General features: G+C 50.6%; 10 protein-coding genes and 1 pseudogene. 9 read left to right on the top strand and 2 right to left on the bottom strand.

The features are described from left to right. Position 1 precedes the first annotated feature (1 nt). From ASG81_RS05730 to ASG81_RS05760, 7 genes are all read left to right on the top strand, one after another. Positions 2-1,534: a DUF4153 domain-containing protein gene (locus ASG81_RS05730; protein ID WP_056630324.1), complete on the top strand. Its 1,533-nt coding sequence runs from the start codon at positions 2-4 to the stop codon at positions 1,532-1,534. 65 nt (positions 1,535-1,599) lie between these two features. Continuing rightward, positions 1,600-2,052, top strand: a complete 453-nt coding sequence (locus tag ASG81_RS05735) for a metallophosphoesterase (protein WP_056630328.1) — start codon at positions 1,600-1,602, stop codon at positions 2,050-2,052. A 60-nt stretch (positions 2,053-2,112) separates the two neighbouring features. Then, the gene (locus ASG81_RS05740; RefSeq protein WP_056630331.1) at positions 2,113-2,589 is read left to right on the top strand and encodes a UPF0158 family protein; all 477 of its coding nucleotides are present in this window, start codon (positions 2,113-2,115) and stop codon (positions 2,587-2,589) included. A 337-nt stretch (positions 2,590-2,926) separates the two neighbouring features. Beyond that, positions 2,927-4,081 carry a type III polyketide synthase gene (locus tag ASG81_RS05745; RefSeq protein WP_056630335.1) on the top strand — a complete coding sequence of 385 codons (1,155 nt, stop codon included), beginning with the start codon at positions 2,927-2,929 and terminating at the stop codon, positions 4,079-4,081. Then, entirely contained in the window at positions 4,074-4,808 is a 735-nt protein-coding gene (locus ASG81_RS05750) for a methyltransferase domain-containing protein (RefSeq protein WP_200961433.1), read from the top strand. The genes ASG81_RS05745 and ASG81_RS05750 overlap by 8 nt, the downstream gene beginning before the upstream one ends. Before the next feature lies 1 nt (position 4,809). Continuing rightward, a complete protein-coding gene (locus ASG81_RS05755; protein ID WP_056630341.1) occupies positions 4,810-5,952 on the top strand; it encodes an NAD(P)/FAD-dependent oxidoreductase in 1,143 nt (380 codons plus the stop codon). Between the two features lie 38 nt (positions 5,953-5,990). Beyond that, the gene (locus ASG81_RS05760) at positions 5,991-8,141 is read left to right on the top strand and encodes an MMPL family transporter (protein WP_235548745.1); all 2,151 of its coding nucleotides are present in this window, start codon (positions 5,991-5,993) and stop codon (positions 8,139-8,141) included. 56 nt (positions 8,142-8,197) lie between these two features. On the opposite strand, the gene ASG81_RS05765 is transcribed toward ASG81_RS05760, so the two are convergent. Continuing rightward, the gene (locus tag ASG81_RS05765) at positions 8,198-9,256 is read right to left on the bottom strand and encodes a ParB/RepB/Spo0J family partition protein (protein ID WP_056630344.1); all 1,059 of its coding nucleotides are present in this window, start codon (positions 9,254-9,256) and stop codon (positions 8,198-8,200) included. 395 nt (positions 9,257-9,651) lie between these two features. Between ASG81_RS05765 and ASG81_RS05770 the strand changes: the two genes are divergently transcribed. Then, complete coding sequence (locus ASG81_RS05770) at positions 9,652-10,248, top strand: methyl-accepting chemotaxis protein (RefSeq protein WP_056630347.1); 597 nt, start codon at positions 9,652-9,654, stop codon at positions 10,246-10,248. A 198-nt stretch (positions 10,249-10,446) separates the two neighbouring features. Here the strand turns inward: ASG81_RS05770 and ASG81_RS33820 are convergent. Beyond that, positions 10,447-11,022 (bottom strand): annotated as a pseudogene (locus tag ASG81_RS33820) (AlkZ-related protein); the annotation flags it as partial. A 193-nt stretch (positions 11,023-11,215) separates the two neighbouring features. Between ASG81_RS33820 and ASG81_RS05780 the strand changes: the two are divergent. Further along, positions 11,216-12,118: a copper amine oxidase N-terminal domain-containing protein gene (locus ASG81_RS05780; protein WP_056630353.1), complete on the top strand. Its 903-nt coding sequence runs from the start codon at positions 11,216-11,218 to the stop codon at positions 12,116-12,118. Positions 12,119-12,177 lie beyond the last annotated feature (59 nt).

A 12,177-nucleotide genomic window follows, 5' to 3' on the forward strand; every position in this document is an offset into this window, starting at 1 on the left:
ATTGTATGCTGAGATGGGTGGAGTGAGCGACATGAGAGATCCGGCGCCATGGCAAAAAAGGTACGAAAGAATGCTTCTTCTTGCCCTTTTGTTCGGTCTAGTAAGTCAATATTTGTTTGTCGGAGCGCCGTCAGGCATTTCGGTTTTAGTGTTCATTGCTGCATTTTATGGCTTGTTCTTCTATTCCATTAAAGGGAGAATGGGCGGATTCGAGAAATGGCAGGGGCAGGCAAGCTCGGGCTGGCTGCTGTTCATTCCGATTTTTTTGCTGACCCTGACCTATGCTCTCTATGCGAACAGCTTGTTCCGGCAGCTGAATATGTTTGCATTATTCGCGCTAATCGTATCTCAGACGGCGCTTATGACCAGCAGCAGTACAAAACCGTGGTATCGGGGCATTTTTTATACAGAGCTTTTATTTCTGGCGCTAATAAAGCCTTTTGCGTTCATCGGCGTGCCATTCACCTTGTTTAACGACCGCTTAAAAGGGAAGGATAGTCCGAGTTCTGGGAGGAGCAAGCTTGCAAAAGTATTGCTGGGCTTGTTGCTCTCGGCGCCTATTCTGATCGTTGTGATCGCCTTGCTGGCGTCAGCTGATGAAATATTTCTGTCGTGGATGATTGAAATTCCAGACGCATTAGAACGTTTCTCCTTAGGAGACGGCATTTGGCGGTTAATTGTAGCGGCGTTTTTTGCCCTGTATGCCTTCTGCTACATATGGGGCCTGCTTTTCAGTAAATTAACGGATACGGTAAGCGGTCCGGCGGCCGATTCGCAGGAGGCCGTATTGAAGCAAAGCAGGCGGTTGGAAATCGATCCGATTACGGCAGGCACGCTGCTTATTAGCATCAATCTCGTTTACGTGCTGTTCGTCTTTATTCAGTTCTCGTATTTATTCGGAGCGGCAAACGGTCTGCTCCCTGAAGGAGCGGCTTATGCCGATTATGCGCGCAGAGGCTTCGCCGAATTGGTCTTGGTCGCGTTGATCAACGTCGGTCTGCTCATGTGCGGCTTGCATTTGATCCGGAGGACGGGCGCAGCGGCGGAGTGGGTCCGCAAGCTGTCGCTATCCGTACTCATTGGCTGTACCCTCGTGATGATGGTATCGGCGTTTAGCCGCCTGTCGCTGTACGAGGAGGCTTACGGCTTCTCGCAAACGAGATTATTGGTGCACGGGTTTATGCTGTACTTGGGCGTGCTGCTCGCGATTGCAATGCTTCGCATTTGGAGAGAGCATTTCTCAATGGGCAAAGCTTATATATGCGTGTCCATCATTGCCTTTGTCGCGATGAACTATGTTAATTTGGATGCGCGCATCGCTGCCAAAAACATCGACCGCTTCGAGCGGACCGGAATTATTGATATCGCCTATTTAGGGACGCTATCGACGGATGCTGCGCCAGAGCTGCTGAAACTGCAAGCGAAGCATCCTCATTTGGAAGGGATAAACGAGGTGATCGTCCATTTGCAGGAGCAGGCGCGCTCGCATAATAAGTGGCAATCGTGGAGCTTATCGAAGCAAAGGGCGAAGTGACAGGCATGAAGAGGGAGATCCGTTACGCCGAAAGTAGCCTATGAGAAGTAAGGAGTTTTGTTGTTATGCGTTTGACAAAAAAACGTTTGCTGGTTATGTTGCCTTTGATTATTTTAGCTGTGATCGCCTTCCTCTATTATGAGAACAACGCTATCGGCATCACGAAGTATAGGCTGAGCTCCGATAAGCTGCCGGAGGGGATTGAATCGTACCGCATCGTTCATCTAACGGATTTGCACAGCAAATCCTTTGGCAAGGAGCAGAGTACGATTACCCGCAAGGTGAAAAAGCTGAGCCCCGACCTTATCGTGATGACGGGCGATCTGGTTGACAGTAAAAGGTACAACGCGGAGATAAGCCTCACGCTGATGCGCAGGATGACTGAATTAGCGCCCGTTTATTATGTAACTGGAAATCATGAATGGGGATCGAGGTTTCCTTCGCTCGAGAAAGGGCTGAAGGAGCAAAATCGATTTGACCTTTTCCTGTCATGCGCATGGCGGACAGGTTCCTTTTGAATAATTAAGGTATTTTGATTAAAATGTTATCTATAAGCTTTCAATGAAAGGAGATATGAAATGAAGAAAAAAGTACCGGTCAAATTAGAGGATCTAATAAATGAGGTGGAAATTCAAATGGATGAGACCTTTACATTTATAAACACACAGTCAGGAGAAGTTATAACACTATCGAGGGAAGAGATGAGAGCGGCAGAAGATGAGGAGCCGCTTGAAAAATATCCGGATTGGCAAAGAGAGAACATCGAAAAAGCAGTAAAAATTATAGAGGATGAAAACGAGGAGTATCTCAATTTCACACTAAGAAACGAGTTCCATGAGTATGAAATTATAGAAGAATTTATCGGAACATTAAGCGAAGGAGAGGTTCAAGAAGAATTGTCCGAAGCTATTCAAGGAAGAGGGGCATTTAGAAGATTTAAAGATGGGATCAGAGAACATGACGTTGAAAAACAATGGTATGAATTCAAAGAAAAAAAGGTAAAGGAATTAGTTATTGAATGGTGTGAAGAGAAGGGGCTTGTAATAGAGGAATGAAGTAAGTAGTACTAAATATTAGAAGTGAATTGAGTGGAAAAACGGAAAGGAAGGAATATTTAATTACGCTTCATTCTAATTGGACATGCAAAACACAAAAAGAGACCCACAGCATTCGGTGCTGTGGGTCTTCAATATATATATTACAAAAGGGGGTTGTTTTTATTATAGGCTGCTTTCATTAAAACGAGATGAAAATTAGATTTCAAGATGATTACAAATGATGGGAAAAGCCGTTAGTATTCGCATTTGCGCTCCCAACCCTCGTCATATCGGGGAGAAGCGTTGAATAGACTTGTTAAAAGGTACTTGTCCAGAGAGGGTGGGAATTAACGATATGAGCCAAACACAACCGAGTGCTGCGGTATTGGGCATAGGCACAGCAGTGCCGCCATATTTGATAGATCAAGCCGATACGGCGCGAAGACTAGTTGATGCGTTAAGCGACAAGCCCGATTCCGCCCGCTGGGGGAGAAGGATCTTCAAGCAATGCGGTGTGGAAAGCCGTTATACATGTGAGCCGAATCTGCTTGCGGAAGCGGCGGAATGCCGCTACTTTTCGAGCGCCTCAGCCGAGGATGCGCCTTCGACGGCGGAGCGCATGGGTGTCTATAAGCGGGAATCGGTTCCGCTCGGACTGCGTGCGGCGAGACAAGCACTGGCGGACGGAGATGTCGAGCCTGCTGCGGTTACGCATCTCATAACGGTAAGCTGCACCGGACAGTTTCTGCCTGGAATGGATGCCGTTATTGTGCAGCAGTTAGGACTGGCATCTACCGTAACCCGCATTCCGCTTAATTTTCTAGGCTGCGCCGCGGGCCTTAAGGCGGTCGGTATATCGCGTCAAATCGTAGGGAATGATCATGCTGCCCATGTATTAATCGTGTGCGTGGAGCTGTGCACGCTGCATATTCAGCCTTCAGGCGACAGGGAATCGTTATTCGCCGCTTCGTTCTTCGGAGACGGGGCGTCTGCCTGCGTGATTGGCGCGGCAAAGCCTCATCACAAGCCTATTTTTCTGCTCGGACAGGAGCGCTCCGTCCTTCTGCCTGATTGTGCCGGGGAGATGGTGTGGGAGGTAGGCAATCATGGCTTCGACCTGTACCTTTCCCCGCAAATTCCAAAGCTGATCGGTGAATTCATTCCCGCAGAGGTGGAACGCTTGTGCGGTAAGGAAGAGCTCGAGCTATGGGCGATCCATCCGGGAGGCAAGGGCATCATCGATATTTTGCAAAATAAGTTTGAGCTTACCGATGAGCAAACGGCGCATAGCCTGGGGATTCTTCGCGATTATGGCAATGTATCCTCAGCTACGATCCTTTTTGTGCTGAGCGCGATGAGGAAGCATCTTCAGGAGACCGGCTCGGAACCGGTCAGCGGAATCGCGTTGGCATTCGGGCCCGGCCTTACGGCCGAGATGATCAAGATTGCTTATGTACCGGCAGCTATAACGCAGGAGCTGGAGCAGACGGTGGATGGGACCTATGTCTAAAAGCTTGCGCAATCGGGCTGTTGAGGCGGAATTAATGGATGATCTTTCAATTGGAGGGACTGAGCTTCGTGAAGCGCTGCGGCAGCTTCGCCTGCTAAACCGTATATTCGTTGCCGCAGCGCCGACGCTGCATGGGGTAAAGCGGCTTTGGGAGAATGCGGGGAAGCCGGGAAGCTTGTCCATTCTCGATATCGGAGCGGGCTCCGGCGATGTGAACGGTCAGCTGCTAAGGTGGGCGGACGAGCAGGGGATCGGGCTTGCCATTTGGCTGGTGGATGTTACTGAGGAAGCTTGCGAGGAAGCAAGGCTTATTTATCAAAATGAGCCAAGAGTACAGGTAAGGCGGGGCAATTTATTTGCCTTGCCTGAAGAATGCGCAGACATCGTGACGGGAACGCAGTTCGTACATCATTTTGCCGAGGAGGAGCTGCCGCATGCAGTCGTAAGCATGCTGAAAGCGGCAAGGCTTGGGGTTGTGATCAATGACATCCATCGTCACTGGCTCGCTTGGGCTGCGGTGTGGCTGACGACCCGGATCATCTCGTCCAACCGGTATATTTTGCATGACGGCCCACTGTCGGTGGCGAAAGGCTTTCGCGCGGACGATTGGAAGCGTCTCGGGCAAACGCTTGAACTCCCCGCAATGTATTGCAAATGGAGGCCATTGTTTCGGTACGCTGTCGTGATAAGCAAGGCGCAGCAAAGTCTAATCGGCGGAGTTGAATAGGATGACGCATATTTTCGACGCGGCTGTGCTCGGAGCAGGCCTTGCGGGCAGCAGCCTTGCCAAAGCGCTTGCGGATAAAGGCTGGGAAACGCTGCTGCTCGACCGTCAGACCTTCCCGCGTCATAAGGTGTGCGGGGAGTTTTTATCGCCTGAGTCGCAAAGCACGCTGCACTCGCTTGGCATAAGTGAATCCGTAGCGGGACTTAGGCCGAGCGGAATTGAGCGGATACGGTTGATTTTTGAAAATGGGGCCGAAATGGAGGTTCCGCTTCCCTGTAAAGCCTTAGGGCTTAGCCGTTATTCGCTCGATTCCGCTCTTCATCTGGCTGCGCAGCAAGCGGGCGCAAAGCTGCAAACGGGAACAACGGTGACAGCTGTTCACCCTACGGATCGTGGCTACAATATCGAGATGGTGCAAAATGGGGAAATGAGCTGCGTAGAGGCGCGAACCGTTATTGCGGCGTGGGGGGCGAGCAAGCGGCCGGGACTGCCGGGCTACCGCAAACCGGATTCCGGAAAGCGTTCTTACATCGGGGTGAAATCACATTTTCGCGGCATATTGCTGGAGAAGGTTATCGAGCTTTATTTTTTTCGGGGCGGCTATTTGGGGCTATGTCCGATTGAAGGCGGGCTGGTAAATGCGTCGGCGCTGCTGCAGCGGGACGCTTTGGCGAATGCGGGAAAAACGATTGTTGCGATTATGCACGCTGCAGCGGGGCGAAATCCGAGGCTTCGCGAGAAGCTGGCGCATGCCGAGCCTGTTTTGGGTACGCAGGCGGCTGTTGCGCCTGTATATTTAAACCGTAAACCGCTGGCATGGGAGCAGCTTCCGCTTCTCGGCGACGCGGCTGTGATGATTCCGCCGCTTTGCGGAGATGGCATGTCGATGGCGCTGCGGTCGGCCGCCTTATGCGCGCCGCTCGCAGACGGCTATTTGCGCGGGAACCTTTCTATAGCTGAATGGCAGCATATTTATACGGGGGCTATCAAGCGCGAGTTTAAAGGGCCGCTGCGATGGGGCAGCTTTCTGCAATGGCTATTCGGAGTGCCGACCGTGTCCGGCTGGCTGCCGTACGTAGCGCGAATGGCCCCGGGTTTAGCGGATGGGCTTGTACGGGCGACAAGATTAAAGCCGTTTGAATAGTCATGCATTCATTCGATAATGCCGGGAGGGGCAAGTTCATGGGTATGCACAGACTTGCGCTTTTTTCCTTCCGTTTTCCGAGATTCATGCTCTTCCTATGGGCGGTTGCGCTGCTCTTTATCGGCTCTTATGCATTTAAGCTGCATACCGTCCTTCAGGATCACGGCTTATATCCGCAGGATGGCCAATATGCGCAGGTGCAGAACATGCTTGCTTCCGACTTCGGTATACCGGATAAGCCGGTTATGCTGCTGTTCGAGAGAGAGGACGGCATACCGAATTCACGCTTTCAGCGGTTTATCGGGCAAACGCTGATTCAAGCGCGGGAGCTTGACGGTTTGAAGGGGCTTGTTTCTCCGCTTGAGCGGCAGGGGATGCTGAAGGGCAATTATGCCTATGCGCTCCTGTCATTCACTTATCCGCCTTATCGGATGAAGGAGGCGCTTGAGCAGCTGGAACGGCAATTGCCGGCCTATAACGGCATTTCGGTCAAGGTGACTGGCCAATCGGCCATACAAGCCGATGTAAATGAAGCGAGCCATCATGATTTGGCCAAAGCCGAGCTGATTGGAATACCGCTTGCGTTCCTGATTATTTGGTTTGCATTTCGCAAAATCGTGATCGCAATGCTGCCGATTGTTATAGGGGTTACGGGCGTGACGGTGACTATGGGAATGATGTACGGGATTGGCGCGAAGCTGGCTCTTTCGAATTTTGTCTTAAACGTTATCCCGATGGTAGGGCTCGCTCTAAGCATCGATTTTGCGCTTATGCTCGTCAGTCGGTTCCGTGAGGAACTCAGAAAAAACAAGCCGCCGGCCGAGTCGCTGGTCCAAACGATGAGAACAGCCGGACGGGCTGTCTTCTTTTCATCGGCCAGTGTTTTTATGGGCTTGCTAAGCTTCGTCTGGATACCGCTGCCGATGTTTTCGTCCATTGCGCTTGGGGCTATGACGGTGTTGGCCGTCTCGCTGCTGCTGGCGTTCACGCTGCTGCCTGCCCTCTTTGCGATCTGCTTGCCTGCGCTGCAAACGGCGGGAAAGCGCCCGGAAGCATCCGGCCAAGCGGAAATTTGGGTGGGGCTTGCCCGCTTTGTGATGAGGCGGCCGGCTGCGATGGGCTTGCTGGCTGGGGGGCTTTTAATCGTATGCATGCTGCCCGTGAGCCGTATGAAGGTTGCGGTCCCGGGTGAGACATCTCTGCCGCAAAGCTACGATTCCCGTTTGGCAGCTGCTGCTTATGACGCTAATTTTGAGCAGCCGGCCACGTCAAAGGTTTGGGTTATCGTGGAGGGCAACGCGCTGTTTCTGAAGATGGCGGATTGGACAGATGCCTATGCGCTTGCGGAACGCTTCAAGCGAGATCCAAGCGTGATACGGGTCGATTCGGTCTTCTCAAGCCTTGAGATGCCGCCCAAGCAATTGCTTGCAATCGCCTTGAAGCCGCTGCAAAAAAAGAAATACGAAGCGGCGCTTCAGCCTTACCTGCACCATAACCGGATGCTGCTGCAGGTGACGATATCGGGTGATCCCGCCTCGGGCGCAGCGATGAATTGGCTGAGGGAATGGGAGCAGAGAGGGAAGACGTCGCTGCTATCCTTCTCGCTAGGCGGAGAGGCAAAATATGAGCAGGAAGTGTTCGACCATGTTTTTGGCAGCTTGGGCCGTGTGCTTTTTTTTCTATTCTTCTCGAATTTTATCGTGCTGTTTGCCGCCTTCCGCTCCATTCTGCTTGCGCTAAAAACGATCCTGCTGAACCTTCTGAGCATAGGAACATCCTTCGGTATTTTAGCGTGGATATTCGCGGATGGCCGATTGGGGATCGAGCCGGGCAGCATCGCCATCATGATACCGGTATTTATTTTCGGCCTCGTGTTCGGAATTAGCATGGATTACGGCGTATTTCTCGTATCGCGCATGTATGAGGAATATGGCAGGACGCGCAGCAATGAGCTGGCTATTGTGAAAGGGCTGGCAGCTTCCGGGAAAATCATTACTTCGGCAGCCGCCATCATGATTGCGGTCACCGCTCCGTTCGCTTTCGGCGAGGTGGCCGGGGTGAGGCAGCTTGGAATTGGCATCGCGACTGCTATTTTCATTGATGCAACGATCGTCAGAATGGTGCTGGTGCCCTCCTTAATGAGCATGCTCGGAAAATGGAACTGGTGGGCGCCAAGCTGGTTGAAATAGCGGCAAAAAAGGCTGATCCCAAGCCGCATAACTTTGGGAACAGCCTTTTTGCCACATTATTCTGCTGCGGAAGCCGCTTGCCATTTCGCAGCCGCAAGCTCGCGAACCGCTTTCCATTCCGCCAAATGCTTCTCCAAGCGGTCGATCAACGAGTCAACGCCTTGGATGAAAGGGGCTTGCCCGCTCGCCTCGATCGCTTCTACGGATTGAAGCGTGTCTGCTGATAGGGAGCTGTGGGCCGTAAGAGCGGCGGCCAGCTGCTGAAGGATAAGCTCGATTGCAGCCGCAGCGGCCGCTGAGGCTGCAGGCGGGCTGATCTTCGGAGCGTCCTCAGTCTTTTGCTTAGCTTGCTTCTCGGATTTCGGTGCGGGCGCTTTCGGCTCGGCAGCCGGCTTAGCGCGCTCCGCTTTGTTCTGCTCATGGGTCGACCAGGTTTCGATGAGGCCGCTTCCTGTCTTGAAGAGAAGCTTGTCCTTGGTGCTGTCTGAGATGGATTTATCCTTAAACAGCTTGGCGATTTTTTTCACGTCGCTCACCGGCAGCTCATCCCTTGCCGCAATAAGCGCAAGCGGATCACGATGTTCGATAGGCAGGTCCTTTAGAGGGAGCAGCTGATCCTCCGTCAGCTTGTCCTTCTTAATCTCGGTGCCGCTTACGATCAGCTTCTTCACCGCATTGCCGAATTTCAGCAGCTCGCATTTGTTTTTGATGTAGGCTTCGGGCTTGCCCAGCTTGCCGGACAAAAATTTGGTCGAGCTTCTGAACTTTGGATCGTTCAGCAGCTTATTAAACGCCTCCGCCTCTTCAATCGGCGAGAAACCCTCGCGCGTCAAATTTTCTGCGATTTGCTCCAAATAAATTTCCATCTCATCCGTAACGGTCGAGACGATGCATGGAATCGTCGGCCGCCCGAGCATTTTGCTTGCCTTATAGCGGCGGTTTCCATAGATGATTTTATATCGTCCGTTGCTCGTTGATCTCACTTTAATCGGTGAGAGCAGGCCGATTTCTCCGATGCTTTTCATCAATTCCTGCAGCGCTTCCTCGTCGAACTGGTACCTGGGCTGATCGGTATCCTCGTCAATTAAATCGGTAACAATTTCAATAATATCCATAATGGTTCTCCTTAAAGTTTTGAGTATCCAAACATATTTCGTAAGCATGCGATTAGTTTTATGTAACAAAACTTGCTTCGTAAGCATGTACTATGTTTTCAACGTCCGATGGCGATCTTATTCTATTATATATCAAGGGCGGAAATGAGGGAACGATTGGCGGCGTTAAGCGCACCTAAAGGACTATATGAACTAGGCATAAAGTGTGGAATATATTTCCTTAATGTCGAAAAATGGTGGTATGATGAGGTGTATATTAAAAAAACATCGGCCTGATTTTTCTAGTAAAATAACTTGATCGGTAGGGCGCAAAGGGGAAGCCAGCGAATGGTCACGGTATTGAAGAAACCGCTGCTGTACAGTCGCTGGAAATCGCACAAGCGGGCGAATCCGCCATGAAGCAGCTAAATAACCAGATCAGAAGCATCTCAGAGTCTGCCGCTCAGACGCTCGATATGGCTAGGCAGCTGAAAGGCTACACGGGAGAGATCGGTCATGTAATCGGCTCGGTTCGCGAATTTGCGGATCAGACAAAGCTCCTTGCATTGAACGCATCCATTGAAGCGGCAAGGGCAGGGGAGCATGGCGCAGGCTTCATGGTTGTAGCTAAAGAGGTTCGCAAGCTGGCGGACGCTTCCGCATCCTCCGTACAGCAAATTTCATCGCTGCTTGGCAATATTGAATTGGAGTCAGGAAGAATTAGCGATGAAATGGAGAAGGCCTCGGGGGAAATTGGCGAAGGTGTCTCATTATCGGGCGAAGCGGCGGAATCGTTCCTGCATGCCGTCGAGTCGTTCCGTCTTGTAAGCGAGCAAATCATGGAGGTATCGGCAACGACGGAGCAATTAACCGCCGGCTCCGAAGAGGTCGCGGCTACGGTGAGCAGCATTGCTCATATAGAAAGCGGAGTATCTGAGATGACGGAGCAGATTCAAGCGTTGACCGCCCGGCAGCTGGATATGATCAAGTTCGCGATGCATTTGCCGTGTTGAGCGCCAATACGAAGGATATGAGGCAGGCTATATCACAGGTCAATGTTTAAAGCCTGCGATTATCATAGAGAATGCAGCGTAATATATGAGAAAAAGAGAACTTGAGGAGACTTTCGGAAAGTATTGGAATAAGACGCAAACAGGGAGATGCTTAGAGTTAGCCAACGCTAACCCTAAGCATCTCCCTGTTTGCTGAAGCTAGACATTAAACCGCAGCTTCTTGTCCAAATATTTCAATGCCTTCTCTGTGCATACTTCGCTCAGTTCCGCTTTGACGGCAGCTCTAATGTCAGGAAGATCAGTCGCCTCCGCAGCTTTTTTGCCAAGCGTTACTTGCAGCCAATGGTCTGATCTTTCAAAGCACATGCTGCTCCAGCCGCCGTCGAAATCGCTCTCTTGTGCACCGGTAATGACAATATCAGCAAAATTCTGAAGCTCAACCAGCGCACGTTCGTAATCCTTCTTTTGCTCCTTGGCCGTAAGCTTGCTTTCCTTCCGCAATTTGCGCGAATCGATATTTCCGGCTTCCTTGATTATGTGATAAATATTTCTTGCGTCCTGCGATAGGAAACCGCTGCCGTATCTTTCTTCAACGCTTTTCCCATACGAAAGCAGCGTTTGAATAAGAGGGAACAGATCAATATGTATGAAGGATGCTTTGGTGCCGAAAAACTTGCCGTAAGCCGCATGCTCATCCTTTACGATCTTGACGCGCCATAGCCATGGATCCAGCTCGGCCCCCGTATGCCAGCTGTCATTGGGAACGACGGAGGTAAGGGAAGGATGCTAGGGAATAAGATCGGAGAATGGGAGAATCTTGTACCAACAATGATCCTTTCCTTCAAGGTATAATTTTTGACTAGGGAAGTAACTTTTTTACAGTTAATAACGTCTTAAATCATTACAAAGGCACATGAAACAAAAAGGCACAAGAAATAAACATAACCATACATAGGAGGCAATTCTATTGAAAAAGTGGAAGAAAGCGGCGGCAGCCGCGTTAACAGCAGCTGGAGTATTGGCTGCGGGAGCGGGAGCTGTCGTTATGGCAGCGCCTGCGCAGCCCGTAAAAATATTCATTAACGGTTTGTATCAAGAGGATGTATTGACTGTGAACGGTAGAACGATGGTTCAGTTAAGAGCATTTAAAGACCCTAAATTATTCGTTTATTCCTACAATACGGCTACGAAGACGATTATCGCGAACAATCCGGTTCAGAAAATGACGGTGCATCTAAAGAATGGTTTAAAAACAGCTGAAGTGAACGGCAAGCAGGTGAAGCTGGATGCTCCGGTCACCGTGAAGAGAGGACGGACTTATGTTCCCGTTCGCTTTATAACCGAAACGCTCGGCGGTACGGTTGCTTATGACAACGTTGCGAAGCAAATCATCGTCCGGACCCCAACCGGCGAAGAGCAGTTTAAGACGTTAATAAACGGAGACCTGGCAAAAGCGCGTGCGCTTGCGATTAATATTCCCCGGTTAAACAATCATATTGAGATTGTGCCTTATGGTGAAGGCTTCACGACAATCTACACGTTTCCTAAGGGTGAAACGCTTCGTTATTTTGTAGAGTATAAAGGTTTAGTGACCTATGTAGAAATCGACGCTAGGGGGATAGCTGAGATTAAGTGGCAAAAGGATACCTTGGGCAAAAATGGCGAAGCAGGCATAGAGCCGAAGCCCTTTGGCGAATCCGTCTATTTCTTGGATAACTTTATGGGGGAGACGTTAGGTTATGGCATAGTGGACAGCGAGGGTAAATCTACTGAGCTTGGCTCCATTGAACGTTATAAGGATAAAGAGTTTGCGAATGTTATCATTGTGCCGATTGAAGGAGAAGAGCGGACAGATGCAAGAGTAGAATAAAGGGAAAATGGCGGGTCAGGAACGATTCCTGTACCGCCCTTTTTTTTGATCGCTAGTGT

Source organism: Paenibacillus sp. Soil522, from assembly GCF_001428245.1.
GTDB lineage: Bacteria > Bacillota > Bacilli > Paenibacillales > Paenibacillaceae > Pristimantibacillus.

Excerpts from the sequence above, each read along its gene's own strand:
- ASG81_RS05740 (WP_056630331.1), top strand. The coding sequence starts at position 2,113 with ATGAAGAAAAAAGTACCGGTCAAATTAGAGGATCTAATAAATGAGGTG.
- ASG81_RS05760 (WP_235548745.1), top strand. The coding sequence starts at position 5,991 with ATGGGTATGCACAGACTTGCGCTTTTTTCCTTCCGTTTTCCGAGATTC.
- ASG81_RS05770 (WP_056630347.1), top strand. The coding sequence starts at position 9,652 with ATGAAGCAGCTAAATAACCAGATCAGAAGCATCTCAGAGTCTGCCGCT.
- ASG81_RS05750 (WP_200961433.1), top strand. The coding sequence starts at position 4,074 with ATGTCTAAAAGCTTGCGCAATCGGGCTGTTGAGGCGGAATTAATGGAT.
- ASG81_RS05735 (WP_056630328.1), top strand. The coding sequence starts at position 1,600 with ATGCGTTTGACAAAAAAACGTTTGCTGGTTATGTTGCCTTTGATTATT.
- ASG81_RS05765 (WP_056630344.1), bottom strand. The coding sequence starts at position 9,256 with ATGGATATTATTGAAATTGTTACCGATTTAATTGACGAGGATACCGAT.
- ASG81_RS05745 (WP_056630335.1), top strand. The coding sequence starts at position 2,927 with ATGAGCCAAACACAACCGAGTGCTGCGGTATTGGGCATAGGCACAGCA.
- ASG81_RS05755 (WP_056630341.1), top strand. The coding sequence starts at position 4,810 with ATGACGCATATTTTCGACGCGGCTGTGCTCGGAGCAGGCCTTGCGGGC.